The organism is Paraburkholderia caballeronis (assembly GCF_900104845.1).
GTDB classification, from domain to species: Bacteria; Pseudomonadota; Gammaproteobacteria; order Burkholderiales; family Burkholderiaceae; genus Paraburkholderia; species Paraburkholderia caballeronis.
This window is the reverse complement of record NZ_FNSR01000003.1, coordinates 153,785-174,343: the sequence shown is the minus strand read 5'-3', so window position 1 is coordinate 174,343 and position 20,559 is coordinate 153,785. Positions and strand designations below refer to the sequence as shown.

The 20,559-nt window shown below is 67.5% G+C and carries 19 protein-coding genes; 6 read left to right on the top strand and 13 right to left on the bottom strand.

Annotation, left to right across the window (positions count from 1 at the left end):
* Positions 1–84: 84 nt before the first annotated feature.
* The 4 genes from BLV92_RS27610 to BLV92_RS27595 form a co-directional block, all read right to left on the bottom strand.
* A complete protein-coding gene (locus BLV92_RS27610) occupies positions 85–912 on the bottom strand; it encodes a DeoR/GlpR family DNA-binding transcription regulator (RefSeq protein WP_090551781.1) in 828 nt (275 codons plus the stop codon).
* A gap of 74 nt (positions 913–986) precedes the next feature.
* Complete coding sequence (gene pdxA, locus BLV92_RS27605) at positions 987–1,988, bottom strand: 4-hydroxythreonine-4-phosphate dehydrogenase PdxA (protein ID WP_090551778.1); 1,002 nt, start codon at positions 1,986–1,988, stop codon at positions 987–989.
* Positions 1,989–2,048: 60 nt separating this feature from the next.
* On the bottom strand, positions 2,049–3,320 hold the full coding sequence (locus BLV92_RS27600; protein ID WP_090551777.1) for a four-carbon acid sugar kinase family protein: 1,272 nt from the start codon (positions 3,318–3,320) through the stop codon (positions 2,049–2,051).
* On the bottom strand, positions 3,320–4,330 hold the full coding sequence (locus BLV92_RS27595) for a 2-keto-3-deoxygluconate permease (protein ID WP_090551774.1): 1,011 nt from the start codon (positions 4,328–4,330) through the stop codon (positions 3,320–3,322). The genes BLV92_RS27600 and BLV92_RS27595 overlap by 1 nt, the downstream gene beginning before the upstream one ends.
* 724 nt (positions 4,331–5,054) lie before the next feature.
* Here BLV92_RS27595 and BLV92_RS27590 point away from each other — a divergent pair.
* From BLV92_RS27590 to BLV92_RS27575, 4 genes are read left to right on the top strand one after another with little or no spacing between them, the layout of a single operon-like run.
* Positions 5,055–6,005: a branched-chain amino acid ABC transporter permease gene (locus BLV92_RS27590; RefSeq protein WP_090542779.1), complete on the top strand. Its 951-nt coding sequence runs from the start codon at positions 5,055–5,057 to the stop codon at positions 6,003–6,005.
* 18 nt (positions 6,006–6,023) lie between these two features.
* On the top strand, positions 6,024–7,193 hold the full coding sequence (locus BLV92_RS27585) for an ABC transporter permease subunit (RefSeq protein WP_090542781.1): 1,170 nt from the start codon (positions 6,024–6,026) through the stop codon (positions 7,191–7,193).
* A gap of 15 nt (positions 7,194–7,208) precedes the next feature.
* Positions 7,209–7,985: an ABC transporter ATP-binding protein gene (locus BLV92_RS27580; RefSeq protein ID WP_090542784.1), complete on the top strand. Its 777-nt coding sequence runs from the start codon at positions 7,209–7,211 to the stop codon at positions 7,983–7,985.
* Positions 7,985–8,701, top strand: a complete 717-nt coding sequence (locus tag BLV92_RS27575) for an ABC transporter ATP-binding protein (RefSeq protein ID WP_090542786.1) — start codon at positions 7,985–7,987, stop codon at positions 8,699–8,701. The genes BLV92_RS27580 and BLV92_RS27575 overlap by 1 nt, the downstream gene beginning before the upstream one ends.
* A gap of 265 nt (positions 8,702–8,966) precedes the next feature.
* Here the strand turns inward: BLV92_RS27575 and BLV92_RS27570 are convergent, their stop codons facing one another.
* Complete coding sequence (locus tag BLV92_RS27570; RefSeq protein WP_208862150.1) at positions 8,967–9,374, bottom strand: MarR family winged helix-turn-helix transcriptional regulator; 408 nt, start codon at positions 9,372–9,374, stop codon at positions 8,967–8,969.
* An 88-nt stretch (positions 9,375–9,462) separates the two neighbouring features.
* Here BLV92_RS27570 and BLV92_RS27565 point away from each other — a divergent pair, with 88 nt between their 5' ends.
* A complete protein-coding gene (locus tag BLV92_RS27565; RefSeq protein WP_090551770.1) occupies positions 9,463–10,548 on the top strand; it encodes an aldo/keto reductase in 1,086 nt (361 codons plus the stop codon).
* A gap of 74 nt (positions 10,549–10,622) precedes the next feature.
* Here BLV92_RS27565 and BLV92_RS27560 read toward each other — a convergent pair whose 3' ends face one another.
* Positions 10,623–10,991, bottom strand: coding sequence for a hypothetical protein (locus BLV92_RS27560; RefSeq protein WP_134171271.1), 369 nt, complete (start codon positions 10,989–10,991; stop codon positions 10,623–10,625).
* Here BLV92_RS27560 and BLV92_RS27555 point away from each other — a divergent pair.
* Positions 10,953–11,366, top strand: a complete 414-nt coding sequence (locus BLV92_RS27555; RefSeq protein WP_090551765.1) for a TonB-dependent receptor domain-containing protein — start codon at positions 10,953–10,955, stop codon at positions 11,364–11,366. The genes BLV92_RS27560 and BLV92_RS27555 overlap by 39 nt on opposite strands.
* 161 nt (positions 11,367–11,527) lie before the next feature.
* On the opposite strand, the gene BLV92_RS27550 is transcribed toward BLV92_RS27555, so the two are convergent.
* From BLV92_RS27550 to BLV92_RS27520, 7 genes are all read right to left on the bottom strand, one after another.
* The gene (locus tag BLV92_RS27550) at positions 11,528–11,971 is read right to left on the bottom strand and encodes a Fur family transcriptional regulator (RefSeq protein WP_090551763.1); all 444 of its coding nucleotides are present in this window, start codon (positions 11,969–11,971) and stop codon (positions 11,528–11,530) included.
* Positions 11,972–12,533: 562 nt separating this feature from the next.
* A complete protein-coding gene (locus tag BLV92_RS27545; protein WP_090551761.1) occupies positions 12,534–13,610 on the bottom strand; it encodes an ABC transporter ATP-binding protein in 1,077 nt (358 codons plus the stop codon).
* Between the two features lie 60 nt (positions 13,611–13,670).
* Positions 13,671–15,323 carry an ABC transporter permease gene (locus tag BLV92_RS27540; protein WP_090551758.1) on the bottom strand — a complete coding sequence of 551 codons (1,653 nt, stop codon included), beginning with the start codon at positions 15,321–15,323 and terminating at the stop codon, positions 13,671–13,673.
* The gene (locus BLV92_RS27535) at positions 15,323–16,342 is read right to left on the bottom strand and encodes an iron ABC transporter substrate-binding protein (protein WP_090551757.1); all 1,020 of its coding nucleotides are present in this window, start codon (positions 16,340–16,342) and stop codon (positions 15,323–15,325) included. Before BLV92_RS27535 ends, BLV92_RS27540 begins: the two co-directional genes overlap by 1 nt.
* A gap of 39 nt (positions 16,343–16,381) precedes the next feature.
* Positions 16,382–17,683, bottom strand: a complete 1,302-nt coding sequence (efeB, locus tag BLV92_RS27530; RefSeq protein WP_090551754.1) for an iron uptake transporter deferrochelatase/peroxidase subunit — start codon at positions 17,681–17,683, stop codon at positions 16,382–16,384.
* Positions 17,684–17,685: 2 nt separating this feature from the next.
* Positions 17,686–18,849 (bottom strand): hypothetical protein, encoded by a 1,164-nt coding sequence (locus BLV92_RS27525; protein ID WP_373681918.1) that lies wholly within the window; start codon positions 18,847–18,849, stop codon positions 17,686–17,688.
* A gap of 106 nt (positions 18,850–18,955) precedes the next feature.
* Positions 18,956–20,365: a carbohydrate porin gene (locus BLV92_RS27520; protein WP_244283995.1), complete on the bottom strand. Its 1,410-nt coding sequence runs from the start codon at positions 20,363–20,365 to the stop codon at positions 18,956–18,958.
* Positions 20,366–20,559 lie beyond the last annotated feature (194 nt).

Here is a 20,559-nt window from a genome sequence, read left to right as displayed (position 1 = left end):
GCGAGTCCGGGTGCGGGATGGCTGAAGGAATGGCCGCCGTTGCGCATCTGTTTCAGTTGCGTCGCACGATGAACCAGCGACGCGTCAGCCCGCGAACGACGGCAGATCGTCCGCCGCGCCCGCGTTGGCATCGGACGGCCCGCACGGCGCGACTTCGAGCGCGATGTCGGCCGCTTCGCGGAACGGCTGCAACAGCGTTTCGCCCGCGAGCGACGACGTGATGAGCCGCCACGGCCGTTGCAGCGGCGTCCAGTATTGCTGGCGCGCGCGGCCGAGCTTCTCGGTGTCCGCGAGCACCACGACGTCGGCCGCGCGCGACACGATGCATTCCTTCAGCCACGCCTGCTGCGCGCTCGCCTCGCACAGCCCGAAACCCGCGACCACGCCGTCCGCGCCGAGAAACGCGCGATCGACGCTCAGCCGGCTCAGCGTCAGTTCCGCGAGCGGCCCGAGCGTGCTCATGCTGGAGCTGCGCACGTCGCCGCCGATCAGCGTGAGCTGCACGCCGGGCGCGTTCGCGAGCGTCATCACCGCGAGCAGGTTGTTCGTCACGACGTGCAGTTCCTGCTGCCGCGCGGCCAGATGCCGGGCGAGCGCCGCGCAGGTGGTGCCGCCGTCGAGAAACACGGTGTCGCCGTCGGCGACGTGCGCGGCCGCCGCGTGCGCGATCGCTTCCTTCTGCTCGCGCTGCGTCGCCTTGCGTTCTTCGAGCGACGCTTCCGGCTCGTGCGTGCCGACCCGCGCGGTCGCGCCGCCGTAGGTGCGCACGAGCCGGCGTTCCTTCGCGAGTTGCGCGAGGTCGCGCCGGATCGTCGCCTCCGATACGCCGAGCGCCGAGCTGAGCTGCTCGACGTTCGCATCGCGCATCAGCACGAGGTCGAGAATGGCGCGGTGGCGGTCGGACGCTTTCATGGTTCGGCTTGCATGGTTCGGCCGGCGGGCGCCGGCAAAGGCACGATGTTACCCGAGTGCGCCCGCCGGCCGGGTCACGCGCGCCGGGTAGCGAGTTCGGTCGCCTGGCGCAGCGCTTCGAGCAGGCTGCGTTCGTCGACCACGCCGGTGCCGGCGATGTCGAACGCGGTGCCGTGATCGACCGACGTGCGGATCACGTCGAGCCCGACCGTGATGTTCACGCCGGCTTCCAGCCCGAGCACCTTCACCGGACCGTGGCCCTGGTCGTGGTACATCGCGACGACGAGGTCGAAGTCGCCGCGGCCCGCGCGGAAGAACAGCGTGTCCGCGGGCAGCGGGCCGGTCACGTCGAGGCCGCGCGCCTGCAGCACCTTGATGGCCGGAATAATCTTCTCTTCTTCCTCGCCGTAGCCGAACAGGCCGTTCTCGCCCGCGTGCGGGTTGATCCCGCAGACGCCGATGCGCGGGTTCGCGATCCCCGCCTTCACGAGCGTCGCGTAACCGCGCTCGATGGTCCGCTGCACGAGGCCCGGCTCGATCTTGCGGATCGCGTCGATGATGCCGATGTGCGTCGTCACGTGGATCACGCGCAGTTGCGGCGCGACCAGCATCATCGAGACTTCGTCGACGCCGGTCAGGTGCGCGAGCATCTCGGTGTGGCCGGGGAACTTGTGGCCGCCCGCGTGCAGCGCCTCCTTGTTCAGCGGCGCGGTGCAGATCGCGTCGATGCTGCCGGCCTGCGCGAGTTCGACCGCGCGCGCGATGTACTGGTACGCGGCGTCGCCGGCGAGCGCCGACAACTGGCCGAACGGCAGGTCGTCCGGGATCAGGTTGAGGTCGATGCAGTCGATCGTGCCCGGCTCGTAGCGCGCGTCGGCCGCGTCGGCGATGCGGCGCACGCGCAGCTTGCCGCGCACGATCTCGTTGGCGCGTTCGAGCCGGCGCGCGTCGCCGATCACGAGCGGACGGCACTGCTGATACACGGACGCGTGCGCGAGGCTCTTGACGATCACTTCGGCGCCGACGCCGGCGGCGTCGCCCATCGTGATGCCGATGACAGGAAGGTAGCTGTTCATGGTGGTAACTCGCTTCGTTGCGTGTCTTGTTGCGTTCGGGGGAGTGCGATGCGCCGCCGCTCAATGCGGGACGACGTCGGGTTCGGTCTGGTTGCGCAGCCGCAGCCATGCGGCGTACAGCGCGTGGTCGGTGCCGAATGCGCCCGCTTTCGTGACGATGCCGGGGCGGTGCGCGCGGTTCGGGTCCAGCGGCCGGCCGACGGCGACGCCGGCCTCGACCTCCGCCTGCAGATGCAGGCTCGGGATGCGCGCGGCGCTCAGCATCGCGCGCGCGGTTTCGCCGCCGGTCGCGATCAGGCCGCCGATGCGCGCGAAATGCGGTTCGACCAGCGCGGCGAGCGACGTCGATAGCTGCGCGCCTTCGGCCGGATCGAATGCGTCGTCGCGGCCGATCCGCACGAGCAGGTCGGCACGCGCGGCGAGCGTCGCGCCGATCTGCGCGCGCAGCGCCGCCCAGTCGGCGTGTGCGGGGCCGGCGCGCAGCACGTCGGGCGGCACGATCAACTGTTCGATGCCGGTCCGCTCGCGCAGCATCGCGCATTGGCGCTCGCTGACCGGCGACAGGCTGCCGACGAGCGCGAGCACCGGCAGGTCCGCGTGCGGATCGGCGGCGGGCGATTCATCCGGGGCTGCTTCCACGGCCGGGCGGCGGGTCAGCGCGGAAATCTCGCGTGCAAGGCCGCCGGAGCCGACCCAGAACAGCGGCACGTCGCTCGCCAGCGTCACGCGCGCGAGCGTGCGCAGCGCCTGCTCGCTGCCGGTGTCGACGATCAGCGCCTGGGTGCCGGCCGCCGCGCTCGCGGCGATGCGCGCGGCGAGCGCGGCCGGATCGTCGCGCAGCGACTCGCCGTCCAGCACGTCGGTCGCGAGGCCCGCTTCGTTCAGCAGCGTCGCGACGTTCGCGTCGCGGCCGGCGTTTTCGAGCTGCCACGTCGGCGTCTGTTCGAGCGGCGTGCCGTGGACCAGCACGCGCGCGCCGCGCAGCGCGCGGCCGGTGGCCGGGAACGCGGGCGCGACGATCGCGAGCCCCGCGACCGGCTGAAGCGCGGCGACCTCGGCGGCCCAGTTGCCGCGCAGCGTCGAATCGATCTTCTTGTACAGGCGCTGCCCGGGGCCGCCGAGCGCGCGGAAGGCGGCGGCGGTGCGCGCCGCGGCCTGCGCGGGCGACAGGCGGCGCGTGTCCGTATCGACCGCGGTGGTGTCCGCATGCGGGTCCATCTGGTCGCGCTCCGCTTCCAGCATGACCACCACGCGATGGCTCGCGCCGGTGAAGCCGATCGCGCAGTCCGCCGCGCCCGACAGGTCGTCCGCGATGATCAGGATCTTCTTCATCAGGCGACGCCCCGGCGCGGCGTGTCCTCCGCCTTGCGCGGCGCGCGGTCCGGATGACGCTGCTGATAGCGTTTCGCGACCGTCGACGTGAGGATCGGCGACAGGATCGCGGTCACGACCACGCAGGCGGCGACCAGCAGCGTCGCGCTGCGCGCCGCGTCCGTGTAGACCGGATTCGCGGCCGCGATCAGCGCGGGAACCGCCGCCGCGTTGCCGGCGGTGTTCGCCGCCGCGACGCCGGCCACGCCGGTGCCGCCGGTCAGACGGTCCGCGAAATAGAGCGGGATGCCGGTCACGACGACCACGGCGATGCCGAGGCCGATGCCGAGCAGACCCGCCTGCCAGACCTTGTGCAGATCGAGGCCCGCGCCGAGCGCGAGCGCGAAGAACGGAATCATCACGGGCACCGCCCGGGCCAGGAAGTCGCGCATGTCGCGGTCCAGGTTGCCGAGCAGCATGCCGGCCACCAGCGGCAGGATACTGCCGACGAGCGTCTGCCACGGGAACGCCGACAGCCCGGCGACGCCGAGCGTGACCATCGTGAGGAACGGGCCGGATTCGAGCGACATCAGCGTATACGCGCCGACGTCCTCCTTGCGGCCGTACTGGCCCATCAGCGCCATGTAGAGGCCGCCGTTCGTGTCGTTCATCGCGGCGACGACGGCGAGCGTCGAGACGCCCATGAAGAGCCCCGACGACACCGGCCGCTCGCCGAGGAAGTGGCCCAGCACGATGCCGACGATCACCGCCGCGCCGACTTTCGTGACGAGCAGCACGCCGCCTTTCTTCAGGATGTACGGCGTCGCTTTCACGTCGATGCCGGCGCCCATGCACACGTAGAACACCGCGAGGATCGGCAGCGCGCCGGTGAAGAGCGCGTTCGTGAACGAGCCGAAGAACTTCGGCGCGTCCGGCAGGAAGGTGGCGATGAGCGAGCCGGCGAGCAGCGGCACGATCATCATGCCGCCGGGGACGCGTTCTATTGAACGCTTGATCGGAATCTGGGCCATGGATTGTCTCCAGTGTGTTCTTGTGGGAAGCGGTCGATTTGATCGGATCGATCACTAATTTGATCGAAGTGAACAGATTGGAGTCTACATCGCGTCGTTATCTTGCGCAAATCGATCATATTTTTGAGCGGAATGCGCAGATGGGGGCCGCGGTCCGGTGAGGGAGCCAGGTGCCGCGGCGCTTGCATGGAATGCCACGGTATGACGGCCACTGCCGTCGTACATGTCGTAGGAAGTGCGCATACCCGTTCGCGCGCCGCACGCATGGCGTAATCAGATCCGGCTGACGCGGGCGCTCGAAACGTTGCGGGCGGCCCGGAGACGGAGAGGGCGTTCCGCGGCGGATGCGCCGATCTCGATCATCTTTCCCGGCACTTCAGGAGAGCGCTCAGCGTGACATCCGGGGCGGTGGTGGCGATGAGGTCAAAGAAGCGCCGTGACGCTGTCGCGACTGCCCGCTCGCGACTCGCGCGTCGCGAATCTTCTGCGATTGCGCAAGAACGTTCAATCGTCTTCTCGCGGGCCTGCGTATTCTCTCGGCGACGCCATGCTGCGGCACGGTTGCGATACCGGGAAACGTCGCCGACCTGCTGGCCGACCTCGATGGGGCTTTCTCCGCGCTGGCTAGCCGCCCGGCGCATTGCCGCGCCGGCAGATCGTCGCCGCGCGTCGCGGCCGCGATCCGCCTCCACGCCGTTCATATTCCAAAGACGAGACAGAAACAATGGATATCTTCATCCAGCAGATCCTGAATGGGCTGGTGCTTGGCAGCATCTACGCCATCATTGCACTGGGCTATACCATGGTGTACGGGATTCTGGGCATCATCAACTTCGCGCACGGCGACGTGCTGATGGTCGGCGCGATGGTCGCGCTGTCGGCGATCACGGTGCTGCAGAACCACTTTCCCGGGCTGGGCAACATCCCGACGCTGATCATCGCGCTGGTGATCGCCGCAGCGGTCTGCGCGGTGGTCGGCTACACGATCGAGAAGATCGCATACCGGCCGCTGCGCCGTGCGCCGCGCCTCGCGCCGCTGATCACCGCGATCGGGGTGTCGATCCTGCTGCAGACGCTCGCGATGATGATCTGGTCGCGCAACCCGCTGCCGTTCCCGCAGCTCATCTCGACCAACCCGCTCAACGTGATCCAGGCCGGCGAGAACAATCCCGGCGCGGTGATCTCGCCCACCGAGATCGTCATCATCGCCGTCGCGTTCCTCGTGATGGCGGGCCTGCTGCTGCTCGTGCACAAGACCAAGCTCGGCCGCGCGATGCGCGCGATCGCCGAGAACCCGAACGTCGCGAGCCTGATGGGCGTGAACCCGAACTTCGTGATCTCCGCGACCTTCATGATCGGCTCCGCGCTCGCGGCGCTCGCCGGCGTGATGATCGCCTCCGAATACGGCAACGCGCACTTCTACATGGGTTTCATCCCCGGCATGAAGGCGTTCACCGCCGCGGTGCTCGGCGGCATCGGCAACCTCGGCGGCGCGATGGTCGGCGGCGTGGTGCTCGGCCTGATCGAGCAGCTCGGCGCGGGCTACATCGGCAACCTGACCGGCGGGGTATTCGGCAGCAACTATCAGGACGTGTTCGCGTTCGTCGTGCTGATCATCGTGCTCGTGTTCCGTCCGTCGGGGCTGCTGGGCGAACGTGTCGCGGATCGCGCCTGATCCGGGGAGCCACATAAAATGACTTCGATTCAACCTGTCGAGCCGTCCACGACGCTCATCTCCGACAAGAACACCACGAAGACCGTCGCGGTGGGCCTTCTCACCGCGATCTTCGTGATCGCCGCGCCGCTCGTCGTCGGCGCGGCCGGTGGCAACTACTGGGTGCGCGTGCTCGACTTCGCGATGCTGTACGTGATGCTCGCGCTCGGCCTGAACGTGGTGGTCGGCTTCGCCGGCCTGCTGGACCTGGGCTACATCGCGTTCTACGCGGTCGGCGCCTATACCGCCGCGCTGCTCACGTCGCCGCACCTCACCACGCAGTTCGCATGGATCGCGAACCTGTTCCCCGGCGGCCTGCATACGCCGTACTGGATCGTGATCCCGGTCGCGATGGCGCTCGCGGCGCTCGCCGGCATCCTGCTCGGCGCGCCCACGCTGCGTCTGCGCGGCGACTACCTCGCGATCGTGACCCTCGGCTTCGGGGAGATCGTGCGGATCTTCATGAACAACCTCGACCGGCCGGTGAACATCACCAACGGGCCGCAGGGCATCACCGGCGTCGCGCCGCTGCGCGTGGCCGGCGTCGATCTCTCGCAGTCGCACACGCTGTTCGGCTTCACGTTCACGTCGGTGTACCTGTATTACTACGCGTTCGTGGTCTGCTCGCTGCTGGTGATCTGGGTGTGCAGCCGTCTGCAGCACTCGCGCATCGGCCGCGCGTGGGCCGCGATCCGCGAGGACGAGATCGCCGCGAAGGCAATGGGCATCAACACCCGCAACGTGAAGCTGCTCGCGTTCGCGATGGGCGCGTCGTTCGGCGGCCTGTCGGGTTCGATGTTCGGCGCGTTCCAGGGGTTCGTGTCGCCCGAATCGTTCACGTTCTGGGAGTCGGTGGTGGTGCTCGCGTGCGTCGTGCTCGGCGGCATGGGCCACATTCCGGGCGTGATCCTCGGCGCGGTGCTGCTCGCGATCTTCCCGGAGTTCCTGCGCTCGACGATGGGTCCGCTGCAGCACGCGATCTTCGGCCATGAAATCGTCGACACCGAAGTGATCCGCCAGCTGCTGTACGGCCTCGCGATGGTCGTGATCATGCTGTACCGCTCGGAAGGCCTGTGGCCCGCGCCGAAGCACGAGGATCGTATCGCGAAGGTGGCGAAGCGCGCGGGCAAGAAGCCGGTGCGCGCGTAAGGGAGAACACACAACATGAGCAACCAACCCATCCGCCTGTCCGTGAAGGGCGTGAACAAACGCTTCGGCGGCCTGCAGGCGCTGTCCGACGTCGGCCTGCAGATCGCGCAGGGCACGATCTACGGGCTGATCGGCCCGAACGGCGCGGGCAAGACCACGTTCTTCAACGTGATCACCGGCCTCTACACGCCGGACTCGGGCGAGTTCAAGCTGGACGGCGAGCCGTACACGCCGACCGCGGTGCACGAGGTCGCGAAGGCGGGCATCGCGCGCACCTTCCAGAACATCCGCCTGTTCGGCGGGATGACCGCGCTCGAAAACGTGATGGTCGGCCGCCACGTGCGCACGAAGCACGGGCTGATCGGCGCGGTGCTGCAGACGCCGTCGGAGCGCCGGGAAGAACGCGAGATCAAGGCGCGCGCGCTCGAACTGCTCGACTACGTGGGCATCGCGCAGTACGCGGACTACACGTCGCGCAACCTGTCGTACGGCCACCAGCGGCGTCTGGAGATCGCGCGCGCGCTCGCGACCGATCCGAAGCTGCTTGCGCTGGACGAGCCGGCGGCGGGCATGAACGCGACCGAGAAGGTCGAGCTGACGCGCCTGCTGGACAAGATCCGGGCGGACGGCAGGACGATCCTGCTGATCGAGCACGACGTGAAACTGGTGATGGGCCTGTGCAACCGGATGACAGTGCTCGACTATGGCAAGGTGATCGCCGAGGGGCTGCCGCAGGACGTGCAGAAGGACCCGAAGGTGATCGAGGCATATCTGGGCGCGGGGGTCCACTGATGGCAACGGCGATGTTGAAGATCAAGGGCCTGCAGGTCAATTACGGCGGCATCCAGGCGGTGAAGGGCGTCGACCTGCAGGTCGACGAGGGCGAGCTGGTCACGCTGATCGGCGCGAACGGCGCGGGCAAGACCACGACGATGAAGGCGATCACGGGGCTCAAACCGTACTCGGCGGGCGACATCGAGTACATGGGGCAGTCGATCCGCGGCGTGCCGGCGCACGAGCTGCTCAAGCGGGGTCTCGCGATGGTGCCGGAAGGGCGGGGCATCTTCGCGCGGATGTCGATCGTCGAGAACATGCAGATGGGCGCGTACCTGCGCAACGACACGGACGGCATCAAGCGCGACGTCGAGCGGATGTTCGGGTTCTTCCCGCGGCTGAAGGAGCGCGCGGCGCAGCTGGCGGGCACGCTGTCGGGCGGCGAGCAGCAGATGCTGGCGATGGCGCGGGCGATCATCAGCAAGCCGAAGCTGCTGCTGCTGGACGAGCCGTCGATGGGGCTGTCGCCGATCATGGTGGAGAAGATCTTCGAGGTGGTGCGGGAGATCTCGAAGGAGGGGATCACGGTGCTGCTGGTGGAGCAGAACGCGCGGCTCGCGTTGCAGGCGGCGAATCGCGGGTACGTGATGGACTCCGGCCTTGTCACGATGGAAGGCGACGCGAAGCAGATGCTCGACGATCCGAAGGTGCGGGCCGCTTATCTGGGCGAGTGATGCGGCGGGCGGATGACGCGCTGTACCGACGTCATCCGCTGAAAACGAGAATGACTTTGCGGGCTCGGAATATCCATTTCACGACGTCGGTCGGCGGGTCCGGGTCGCGACCGCATGGATCGACGGCGATCTCACGCGCGACTTCTCTCTTTCCGGGCTGGCGGTTGCCGCGAATGTCAGCGCATCGCCACCGGTTCGGCTGTTTCGCAAGACGCTCGGCGTCACGCCGATGACACAGGTTTCGGCGCTGCGAATCACGAAGGCTTCACACCAGCTTTTCGAGCAACGTGCGCAATGCTCGCTGTTCCGTGGCGTTCAGGCGGTCGAGGCGTGCTCCGAACGCCTCCGACAGCATCGACATGCCGCGCGTCATCACCTTGCGGCCGTCGGCCGTCAACGTAAGCCGATGGCGGCGCAGATCCGCATTGTCGATCTCGCGCTTCAGGTAACCGGCTGCTTCGAGCCGTTTGACGTACAGGGTCACAGTCGGCTTCGGCATCAGGCATGCGCCGGCCAGTGCGGCCGGATGCGGATGGTCGTCGACCTCGGCCAGCATGAACAGTTCCTTGACCTCCAGCCCCAGGTCCGCAATGGTCGGCGCGACGCCGGCGATCACCGACGAAATAAGGCGGTAGTGAAGGGACCACATCTTTGCAAAATCGGCGTTGCCCACGGATATGCTTGCCATCCGAATCGTTTACCTTTAAATTAGTTCAATCGTTGAACTATTTCAACGTGGAACATTTTATCACGGAGGATTTATGGCGCTCGATCATTACGTGACGCTGGGCCGCTCGGGCCTGCGCGTCAGCCCGCTTTGCCTCGGTACGATGACCTTTGGCGAAGACTTCGGATGGGGCTCGTCCGTCGAAGAGTCCCAGCAAATCATGGATCGCTACATCGACGCCGGCGGCAATTTCCTCGACACAGCGAACTTCTACACGGCGAGCCATTCGGAGAAGATCATCGGCGACCACATCGGCCGCCATCCCGCACGTCGCGACCGCCTCGTGATCGCGACCAAGTTCAGCGGCAACCTCTACCTGGGCGATCCCAATGGCGGCGGCTCCGGGCGCAAGGCGCTGATCGACCAGTGCGAGCATTCGCTGCGCCGTTTGCAGACCGATTACATCGACCTGTACTGGCTGCACAACTGGGACGTCCATACGCCGATCGAAGAGACGATGGCGGCGCTGGAGGACCTGATCCGGGCGGGCAAGGTGCGCTACATCGGCGTGTCGGATACGCCGGCATGGAAGGTCGTGGAAGCGAACATCACGGCCCGGTTCCGCGGCTGGTCGCAGTTCGTCGGCCTGCAGATCGAATATTCGCTGCTGGAGCGCACCGTCGAAGCCGAGCTGGTGCCGATGGCCAGGGAACTCGGGCTGGGGATTACGCCGTGGTCGCCGCTCAAGAGCGGTCTGCTGTCGGGCAAGTACACGCGGGCGACGGCCAGCGCTTTGCAGGGCGATCGCGCGGCATTCATGGGGCACCTTCTGAACGAACGCACTTATGCGCTCGTCGACGAACTCGAAAAGATCGCGCAGGCGCACGAGTCGACGGTGGCCCGCGTTGCGCTGGCATGGGTGCGGATGCAATCGGGCGTGAGTTCGACGATCATCGGCGCACGGCGCATGAGCCAGCTCGACGACAACCTGAAGTCGGCCGACATCACGTTGACGGCAGAGGAACTGGCGCATCTGGATAACCTGACCCGGCCCGCGCTGCCGTTTCCGCAGAACATGCAGTCGCTGTTCCCGGCGATCCATAACGGCGGGACGACGGTCAACGGTTTGGCGAGCGAGCCGTCGCCTTTCGTGATTCAGCCTGGCGGGACGCCTTATTGATTTTTTATCGATGATTCAGGCTGCTCCCTACACCCGCCGCGCGGCGAATGGCCGGTGACGCGTCTGAACGCGCTTCAGGACCTATAGTCGAGCGATTGGGCGACTGCCGTGACGGGCGTTGCATCCTTCCGTAACGCCCGTTGCGTCAATGCGTGACGGCTGTAAGGGCTTCGGCCGCCAGAAAGGTGGGCTGCCAGGCTCGTATCATTGCGCCGGCCGACGCGTAGCGCGACGTCCCCGCTTTCCTCCAGCAAATCCACGCCGCGATCGTTCAGGCCGAGATCGATGCTGCTGGCCTGCCACTGTCGTCCCTTGACGTGGGCCTCGTCAGCCGCTGTCGCGTCATCAACGATCATTCTGTCTATAACTCGACCGATATCGAAGGCACGTCCGGTAGCGGCTGGATGAAGCACAAGATCGTCGCTGGCGTCGATGTCGGTCACGAGACCTGCACCAATCAGGGCTATCGCGTCACCGGCCCGGGGCTACCGACCGGGACGATAGCGATCGTGCCGCTGATCAGCGAGGTCGTCAACGCGTTTGCTGGAACGCAGGGCAATACCCTGCCGAACACTCCCCGTCACATGGCAACGCTGTGGGTGACGTACAAGCCGGTCGGGCATTGGGAAATCGGCGGCGGGCCGATCTATATGTCGTCTCGCTACCCCGCTAACGACAACATCGTGAGAGTGCCGGGTTATGTCCGCGTCGACGTGATGGCGGCCTGCCATTCCAGTCGGTACGACGTTCAGCTCAACCTGCTCAATCGCGAACTCGCCGACCGCCATCACCTGCTGCGCGTCTGGAGTGAAACGTAGGCAGGTTCACACGAGTGGGCGCGCGGCCCTCGACGCCTGCACCGCGCCTCTGCCGATGGCTTTGCACCGGTCCGGAGCTTACGTCGGATAGCCGCTATGGCAGGTTGAAATCACGCGGACCGGGTCCGAGCACCGTACCGCGCTGCCGCCGCCTCGCCGTACTAACCACTTCGCGCCTTCTGATTGCGTGCCGCCTGACAGTCCGGACACGCCCCAAAGACCACCACGGATGCGCTGGCATACACGAACTGATGTTGTGCAGCAATGGACTGATACGCGAGATTCAGCGTCGTATCGGTAACGTTGTGAATTGCGCCGCAGTGGTTGCAGACGAGGTGATAGTGAGGCTCGCCGCGATTCAGTTCATAGACGACCCTGGAATCACCCAGCGAAGCACACGTGATCAGACCTGCCCCAAGCAGTTGCGACAGGATGCGATAGACGCTGGCCAGGCTAAGCGGCTCCTCGTCGTGCGTCAGCCTGCGATATATCTGATCCGCAGAAAAATGCTCGACGGGATGGTCGCGGAATAATTTCAGCACGGCGATTCGACTGGCTGTCGCGCGTATCCCCGCTCGCGACAGCTCGGCATAGAGTGTTCTCATTTCGTGGCGCGCAGACGTACGTCGGCATCTTGCGCGCCGGAAGCTTAAGGTTTGCTTATGCGGGTCGGGGAAATGCCGTCGGGCCATGCCGCCATGACCGGATATGTTCCACCCGAACTCGCCGTAAGGATTTCTTAAGCCCGCCCGCCCCACAATTTCAGGCTTGAAAGATTTCGGTCCGCGCGGTGTAAAACTCGTCCTTGCGAACGCGGCGGCAGCGCTCAGGCGCATCGCGGCCAGCCCTGTATTCGCTCCCGGTTCACGATAGCCAACCAGTCGGACGCATGGCCTCGCAGTCATCTCTTGCGTAGCGTCAAGTGCCAGCGCGCGCGAATCGTTCCAGCCTGAAAGAGGGAGACACCGCACCATTGATGAGCGACGGCAAGCGGCACCGACGTGCGCAGCCGGGCACGGGCGAATCCCGCGCACATCCGATATATCGGACCCCTAGCCTTGATTTTGTTCCGCACTCCGCCAGCGAACCGTTCATCGCGGCATGCGGCTTGCCATGCCGGCGGGTTGCCGTCCTGCTCGCCCGCAGGCGGGAGCCGACGCATGCCGGCTATTCAGCCGGGTACACGCAGACCGGCCCCGCCACCGCGATTGCCACGCTCGCGCCCTCGCTGGGCATCTCCAGCCCCGAAACGCGCGCGCGTATCAAGGTCTCGGGGAAACCGGCCAGTTGCAGTGTCACGGCCGCATCCCTGCCGAGAAAGGTCACGCGACGCACGCGCGCTTCAATCGCATCGTCCGGGGCGGCCAGGCGGTTCTCGCCGCGCGGCAGAATCCGGATCTGTTCGGGCCGCACCATCACGTCGACGTCGCCGGTCGGCTCGCCCGACGAAGCGGACGAGCCGACGAGGGGCAACGAGCCGAGCGCGCAGCGGACGTGGTTGCCGGCCATCGTTCCCGGCAGCAGCATGGCGTCGCCGACGAACGACGCGAGTTCACGCGTTGCGGGCCGCCGGTAAAGCGACTGCGGCGCGGCTGTCTGCAACAGCCGGCCCTGCCATAACACGGCGACCTCGTCGCCGAGCGACAGCGCCTCCTCCTGATCGTGCGTGACGAGGATCGCGGTCGCGCCCGACGCGGCGAGCGCGCCTGTCACCGCCTGACGCGTGTCGGCCCGCAACGCGGCGTCGAGCGACGAGAACGGCTCGTCCAGCATCACGACCCCCGGCTCGGGAGCCAGCGCGCGCGCGAGGGCGACGCGTTGCTGCTGGCCGCCCGACAACTGCTGCGGCGCACGCTCCGCATACGACGCGGGCAGCCCGACGAGTTCGAGCAGTTCGGCGACGCGATGGCGCGCATGGCGCCGCGCGCGCGGCAGGCCGAACACGATGTTGTCGGCGACGGACAGGTGCGGGAACAGCGCCCCTTCCTGCGGCACGTAGCCGATACGGCGCCGTTCCGGCGGCAGGTGCAGCCCGTCGCCCGCCACGAGCCGTCCGCCGATCTCGATGGTGCCCGCGTCGGCTCGCTCGAAGCCGCACAGCACGCGCAGCAACGTCGTCTTGCCGCTGCCCGACGGGCCGAGCAGCGCGAGCAGCGTGCCGGCTTTCACCGCGAGATCGATGTCCTCCAGCACTGCGTGGCCGTCGAACGACTTGTGCAGGCCGGTGATCTGAAATGCGCTCATGAAATCCACAGTCGATAGGCAGTGAGCCGAACGCGGCGCGCGGCTGCGTCCAGCCGCAGGTCAGCCCGGTCCCGGGCCGCGCGACACGCCGCGCGCGAGCGCGGAGCGCCCCGCGAACGCGAACAGGAGACCCGAGCCGGCCAGCGACAGGCCCGTCAGCAACGCCGCGTACGGCGCCGCCGCGGCGAACGCGAGCGTCGTGGTATCGGCCCAGACCTGCATCGCCAGCGTGCGGGTGCCGATCGGCACGAGCAGCAGCGTCGCATTCAGCTCGGTGACGACCGAGATGAACACCATCGCCGCTGCCGCACCGAGGCCGGGGCTCGCGAGCGGCATCACCACGCGCCGCAACGTAGCGAGCCGGCTCAGGCCGAGCGAGCGCGCCGTGTCTTCGAGTCGTTGCTGGGACTGCAGCAGCGCGGCGCGCACGCTGACGAGCGCAAGCGGCAGAAACAGGATGGCGTACGCAGCGATCAGCAGCGTCGTGCCCTGATACAGCGGCTGCAGCGCACGCACCGCAAGCGACACGATCGCCAGTCCGATCACGAGTCCCGGCACGCCCTGCGAGAGAAAGGCGGTGCGCTCGGCGAACGTGGCGAGCCTGCCGGGATAGTGGGTCAGCAGATACGCGAGCGGCAGCGCGAGCAGCGTCGTGACGCAGGCGGCGAGCAGCCCGAGCCACAGCGACGCAAAGGTGGTCGACAGCAGCAGTGCGGGCGACACGTCGGCGACCGTGACCGCCGCCGCGCCCGGCTGCGTGAGCCAGTAGCCGATCATCGCGAGCGGCACGCCGAGCGTCACGACATTCAGCGCGGCGAAGCCGGCCGCCGCCGGCCAGCGCCAGCGCCCGAGCGCGTGCCGTAGCGGCGCGCGGCGCACGCCCCGGTCGATGCGCGCATAGCGCGCCGAGCCTCGCACCCGGAACTCGACGACGACGCACGCGAGACACAGCACGATCAGCACGCTCGCGAGCAGCGACGCGCCGCCGCCGTCGAAGCTGGTCCGGTACTCGGCGTAGATCTCGGTCGTGAACGTGCGAAAGCGCAGCAGCGCGAACGCGCCGAACTCCGACATCACGCCGAGCGCGACGAGCAGCATCGAACCGAAGAGCGCGGGCCGCAACTGCGGCAGCACGACCCGCGTGAAAGTCGTCCAGCGGCTGCAACCCAGCACGCGCGCGCATTCTTCGAGCGACGGGTCGAGTCCGCGCAGCGCGGCGGCAACCGGCAGATAGACGAGCGGGAAATACGCGGTGGTAATCACGAGCAGCGCGCCCGCGAAGTCCTGCAGGTCGAGGCTCAACGACACCCACGCATAGCTCGTCACGAAGGCGGGCATCGCGAGCGGCGCGGCCGCGAGCAGCGCCCACCCCCGGCGACCGGGCAGATCGGTGCGCTCGACGAACCACGCGAGCGCCGTGCCGACGATCGCGCTTGAGATCGTGCCGGCCACGGTGATCGCCAGCGTGTTGACGAGCAGCTCGCCGACGAGCGGACGCCACAGCAGTTCCACCGCGTCGGCGGCGCCGAAGCTGAGCGCGCGCCAGAACGTCAGCGCGACCGGCAGCAGCACGAGCGCCGGGCCGAGCGCGGCTGCCGCGAGCAGCGCGCGCGGCGCGCGGCGCGGCCGGACCGCGCGCACGCGCCGCGTGTTTGCGCCGGCCGGCCCGGCGGCCACGGCGCTCGCACCCTGCCGGCCCGCGTTCGCGCTCATTACAGCAGCCCCGCCTCGCGCAGCAGTTTGCCGGCCTGGCTGTCGTCGCCCAGTTGCTCGATCGTCAGCGCGGGCGGCTGCAACTGGTCGAACGGCTTGTCGACCGGATCGGCGGCGATGCCGGGGCGCAGCGGATATTCGAAGCTGACGTGATCCTTCGCCATCAGCTCCTGCGCGCGGTCGCTGACGAGGTAGGCGAGGAACCGCTGTGCGCCGTCCGGGTTGTGCGCGGCCTTCAGCACGGCGGCGCCGGACACGTTCACGAGCGCGCCGAGGTCGTGGTTCGCAAAATGCCCGATCGCGCTATGGGTCGCCTTGTCGCCGATTTCCGCATGCAGACGCGCCCAGTAGTAGTTGTTGACGATCCCGGTGGCGACCGCGCCGCGATTCACCGCGGCAACGACGCCTTCTTCGTCGTCGAAGATCTGGGCATTCGTCTTGAGCCCCTTCAGCCAGGCGAGCGTCTGCGCCTCGCCTTTCGCCGCGAGCACCGCGCTCACGAGCGGCAGGAAGTCCGCATCGCTCGGCGCAATGCCGATCTTGCCTTTCCACGCCGGTTTTGCGAGGTCGAGCAGCGACGGCGGCAGCTGCGCCGGCTGTAGCTGCGCCGTGTTGTACGCGAGCACGTTTTCGCGCGCGGTCACGCCGACCCATTGGCCGGACGGCGAACTGTATTGCGCCGGCACCGCGGACAGCGTGGCCGGCTGCACCGATCCGAGCAGCCCCTTCTCCTGGAGCAGCATCAATTCGGGCGAGTTCTCGGTGAAATATACGTCGGCGGGCGTCGATGCGCCTTCGGCGACGAGCTGTGCCGCGAGCGCCGGGCCTTCGTCGCTGCGAACCTTCACCGAGATTCCGGTCTGCGCGGTGAAGTCGCTGACGAGCTGGTTGACGACCTGTTCGTGCTGCGCGTTGTACAGCGTGATCGACGCGGCATGTGCCGCGAGCGGCAGCGAAACGCCGGCGGCCAGCGCGAGGGCGGCGGCGCGCAGCGGTGCGTCGAGCGATGAGAGCTTCATTGTTCTGGTTTTCCGTTGGTTGAGAGAATCGGTGCGGGCTCAGGTCTCGAAGAGTCCCGCGCCGATGTACGACCCGCGCCGCGCGCCCGGCGGGCACGCGAAGATCGCGCTGCCGACATGCGTGGTGAACTGGTTCATCATGTCGAACTTCGCAAGCTTCTCGTTGATCGGGATGAAGCCGGTGCGCGGGTCGCGCTGGTGCGCGATGAAGATCAGACCCGCGTCGTACTCCGTTTCCTGCCGCCACGGCGGCCAGCGCTCAATGTAGAAGTTCGTGCCGTCGTTGTACGAATACGAGCGGCGCAGGATCTGCGCGCCGTCGTTCGACGCGCGGTTCGACAACCGCACGTGCGAGTTCTCCGCGATCAGCGGATTGCCGTCCTTGTCCTGTGCGTCGAGATCCACCGGGTCGAACTCGCCGTCCTTGCCGATCGGCGCGCCGCTGAGCTTGCGGCGACCGAACACCTGCTCCTGGAAACCCAGTTCCATCTGGTCCCAGTGCTCGACCGTGATGCGGATGCGGCGCACCACCGTGTACGTGCCGCCGGCCATCCACGGCGCGTCCGCCGCGTCCGCCCAGACGAACTGGTCCATCAGCTTCGGATCGCGGATCGGCGGATTGTTGGTGCCGTCCTTGAAGCCCATCAGGTTGCGCGGCGTCGCGCCCGGCGGCGCGGATACGAAACCCGCCTGCCCCCAGTGCATCTGCGCCTTGCCGTACGCCAGGCGCGCGAGTTGCCGGACCGCGTGAAACGCCACTTGCGCGTCGTTCGCGCAGGCCTGGATGAACAGGTCGCCGCCGGTCTTTTCCGGCACGAGTTGGTCGCCGTTGAAGCGCGGCAGATCGACGAGCGCCGCCGGACGCCGGTGTGCAAGACCGTACCGGTCCTTGCCGCCCGACGTGAAAAGCCCCGGCCCGAAACCGAAGGTGACGGTCAGGCCGGCGGGGCCGACGCCCAGCACGTCGCCGGCATCCGGCGGCGGCGCGTCGTCTTTCGCGTCCTGCAGCGACGCGGCGGTGCCGTCCTGCGCGAGCCGCGCGGCCGCGTCGGTCCACGCGCGCAGCAGCGCGATCACATCGTCGCGCGAGGTCGTCGTCAGGTCGAGCGCGGCGACATAGGTATGCGACTGCTGCGGCGTGACGATGCCGCCCTGATGCGCATCGAAGAACGGCTCGACTGCGTGCAGCGGGTCGGCGGCGATACGCTGCCTGCCGTCGGACGCGGCCGCAGCGACGCCCGCGGCGCCGAGGGCGGCCCCCGCGGCGACGGCCGCGCCGCTCGCCTTCAGGAAACCTCGCCGTGTCGGGCGCGCCGGAGGAGTGCGGGATCCGGAGGACATGGCTACCTCGCGAGAACGAGAGTGTTGACGTCGTCTTCCACGTAGTAGAAGCCGTCGCCGGCCGGCGTCAGCGCAATGCCGAACAGGTCGCCGTTGCCCGGCGGGCTCTGCGCGCGGTCGGTATCGATCCAGCGCGCGTACAGCTGCCTGGCCGCCGCCGGGTCGATCTCGACCACCTGGCCGTTCAGCGCGTTCGTCACGAGCAGGTGGCCGCCCGGCGTAAGGATCATCGCGAGCGGACGGTGCAGCAGGCCGTCGGCCGTCAGCTGGCGGCCGACGCCCGCGCTGGTGTCGCGCTTGAGCGGATCGTCGATCACGTTGATGCGGTTGCCGACCGCGTCGGACACGTACAACTGCTGGTTGTCCGGGGACAGCGCGAGGCCGGTCGGCCCGATCAGGAACACGCCCCGGTCCGCGCGCGCGCCGAAGCCGCTCGCCACCACCGTTTCGTGCTTGACGACCGGTGGCTGCCCGTTCGGCACGTCGAGGTCGAGCCGCAGCACGGTCGCCTGCTTGAACACCGGCGGCTCGCCATCCGGGCCGAGTTCGGTTCCTCCGACGCCGAAGCCCGCGTTGCTGACGAACAGCGTCGCGGTGTCGCCGTTGTCGACGACCGCCATGTTGCCCCACGGGTCGTTGATGTTCGGGCTGCTGAGGGTCTTTGCAATCTTGCCTTGATTGTCGAGCACGATCAGGCAGCCCGCGCCCTTCGTGTTCGTGGTGCCGTCGTTGCTCGGCGTGCTGCCGACGATCACCCAGCCGGACTTCAGCATCACCATCGCGGTGGACAGCCCGACCCCGCCGGGACACTCCTTCAGATCGCGCGGGATCGACGCGAACAGCGTCATCTTCTTCGTGTCCGGGTGATAGTCGACGATCGTCGTGCCGGTGCCCTGCAGGTTCGCCGCGTTGTTGAAGTTGTCGACGAGCACGTCGCCCTGCTGTATCGCGCCGGACGACGTCGGCGCAACGATGATCGCATACGGGTTCTGGTCGCCGTTGTCCGGCACGGTGTTGATCAGCGTCGTGTGGTGCTGCACGGTTTCGAGCAGACCCTGGGACTCCGCGTGCACGGCGGGCGACAGCGCGAGCGCGGCGGCCACCGCGAGAGCCGCGCGGCAAGCGTCGGCGGAGTGTTGCGGGAACATGCGCTTGAAGTGTTTCATCGGTGAATCTCCCTGCCTCGCGCCTGAGCCGGGACGCATGATGGATGCGGAAATCACGGCTGGCGCGGGAACGTCAATGAGGTGGGCGGCGATCGTGTCGACGCAATCAGAACGTGATGTTGGTTCGCAGGCCGACGACGAACGTGTTGCGCAGCGGCACCGCCGGATCGACCGGATTCTGGCCCGCGCCCGCGTTGAACGTGTATTGCGCGTCGGCCTGCAGGATCCACCACGGCGCGATCTGGTACTGGTAGGTCGCCTCCAGCGTCGTCTCGCTGGTGCGCACGCCGTAGGGACCGCCGCTGAACGCGAGATTGTCGAGGTCCAGGTTGTGCGCGTAGTTGCCGACCTTCACGTAGGTCGCGGCAAGCCCGACTGAGTCGTCGTCGCGCCCCTTGAACGGCGCGTTCATCACGATGCCGACGTTCGCTGCGAAGCTGACCAGGTTGCGGTCCCCCGGCGCGCCCATCACCCGCGCGAACACGCCGATGCTGCGCGGCTCGTCGGGGTCCGGACGCCATACCATCTGGTCCGCGACCGCATAGACGCTGTAGTTGCCGCGATGGCTCTGCGGCACGCCGCTCGTCACGGGATTCGCGAGCGACAGGCCGGTGTTGTCGAAGCGCTGGTCGTCGAAGCGGCCGTTGTTGTACCAGACGCCGATCTTGTACGTACCGGGCAGCCCGCCGCCGCCCGCGCGCACGAGTTCGCCTTCGGCCGGCTGGTTGACCGCGTACTGCAACTCGCCGATGTACAGCGCGCCATTGTGCAGATTGAAGTTGGTGCCGCTCAGATTGTTGGGATTGTTGCCGAGCGGATCGCCATCGAACACGCCGGCGAGCGCGGTCAGCGACGGCGTGAGCCGTGCGCGCACCCGCACGCCCAACGCGGACAGCGGATAGGCTGGGCCGCCGTTCGGCATGTCGTACGACGGCAGCGCCGGCCATCCGAACATCGTGTTGATGAACGTAGCCGCATAGCTACTCGAAATGAATTCCTGATCGATACTCTGCTGCCCGATCTTCACGTCGAAACGCTTGTCGAACAGCGACTGCTGATACCACAGTTCCCAGAGGCGTGTGGTTGCCTGCGCCTCGATCCCGCTCGCGGTGTTGAGCGTGCCGAGATTCGACGTGCTCAGATTGGTGCCGCGGATCTGCAACGCACTGATGTTGAACTGGCCGCCGGGAATGCCGAGCGCCTTGCTCGTGTCGACGCCAAGCGTGATCGTTGCGAGCCCATCGTATGCGCCGCCGTGCCCGAGGCCGCCGCGCAGGTTCGCGAGATATTCGCTCGTCTCGGTGATGTCGAGCGTCACGCCATAGCGGCCAAGCCACGGGCGCAGGCCGCCCATGTCCCCAAGCATGCTTTCGCGGGTCCAGAAACCCGTCCAGAAGCCGCCGGGCTCGGCCTGGATGTTCAGATCGGCCTCCCGCGTCGCGCTATAAGCATCTGCGTTGACGACCGGCGGCGAAGCAAGCGCGTTGCCATATTCCGCACTGCCCAGGCCGAACATCGCAAGCAACAAAACGGCACGTACGGAAGGGCGCGCACGCCGCGTTGTGGGCTTGCCGCGCGATGAAAAAGACGATCCCCTGGAAAGGCCGGAAGCGGCATGACGATTGCCCTTCTTCTGCCCGAACGAATTCATCGTATTCCTTATTAATTACATTTTTGATTGACGTCGCGAAGCTCATGCCGAGCCGCCTG

Bases quoted from the DNA above. Each gene is read 5' to 3' on its own strand.
- BLV92_RS27610 (WP_090551781.1), bottom strand. From the start codon at position 912: ATGAAAGCGTCCGACCGCCACCGCGCCATTCTCGACCTCGTGCTGATG.
- pdxA (WP_090551778.1), bottom strand. From the start codon at position 1,988: ATGAACAGCTACCTTCCTGTCATCGGCATCACGATGGGCGACGCCGCC.
- BLV92_RS27600 (WP_090551777.1), bottom strand. From the start codon at position 3,320: ATGAAGAAGATCCTGATCATCGCGGACGACCTGTCGGGCGCGGCGGAC.
- BLV92_RS27595 (WP_090551774.1), bottom strand. From the start codon at position 4,330: ATGGCCCAGATTCCGATCAAGCGTTCAATAGAACGCGTCCCCGGCGGC.
- BLV92_RS27590 (WP_090542779.1), top strand. From the start codon at position 5,055: ATGGATATCTTCATCCAGCAGATCCTGAATGGGCTGGTGCTTGGCAGC.
- BLV92_RS27585 (WP_090542781.1), top strand. From the start codon at position 6,024: ATGACTTCGATTCAACCTGTCGAGCCGTCCACGACGCTCATCTCCGAC.
- BLV92_RS27580 (WP_090542784.1), top strand. From the start codon at position 7,209: ATGAGCAACCAACCCATCCGCCTGTCCGTGAAGGGCGTGAACAAACGC.
- BLV92_RS27575 (WP_090542786.1), top strand. From the start codon at position 7,985: ATGGCAACGGCGATGTTGAAGATCAAGGGCCTGCAGGTCAATTACGGC.
- BLV92_RS27565 (WP_090551770.1), top strand. From the start codon at position 9,463: ATGGCGCTCGATCATTACGTGACGCTGGGCCGCTCGGGCCTGCGCGTC.
- BLV92_RS27555 (WP_090551765.1), top strand. From the start codon at position 10,953: ATGAAGCACAAGATCGTCGCTGGCGTCGATGTCGGTCACGAGACCTGC.
- BLV92_RS27550 (WP_090551763.1), bottom strand. From the start codon at position 11,971: ATGAGAACACTCTATGCCGAGCTGTCGCGAGCGGGGATACGCGCGACA.
- BLV92_RS27545 (WP_090551761.1), bottom strand. From the start codon at position 13,610: ATGAGCGCATTTCAGATCACCGGCCTGCACAAGTCGTTCGACGGCCAC.
- BLV92_RS27540 (WP_090551758.1), bottom strand. From the start codon at position 15,323: ATGAGCGCGAACGCGGGCCGGCAGGGTGCGAGCGCCGTGGCCGCCGGG.
- BLV92_RS27535 (WP_090551757.1), bottom strand. From the start codon at position 16,342: ATGAAGCTCTCATCGCTCGACGCACCGCTGCGCGCCGCCGCCCTCGCG.
- efeB (WP_090551754.1), bottom strand. From the start codon at position 17,683: ATGTCCTCCGGATCCCGCACTCCTCCGGCGCGCCCGACACGGCGAGGT.
- BLV92_RS27525 (WP_373681918.1), bottom strand. From the start codon at position 18,849: ATGAAACACTTCAAGCGCATGTTCCCGCAACACTCCGCCGACGCTTGC.
- BLV92_RS27520 (WP_244283995.1), bottom strand. From the start codon at position 20,365: ATGTTCGGCCTGGGCAGTGCGGAATATGGCAACGCGCTTGCTTCGCCG.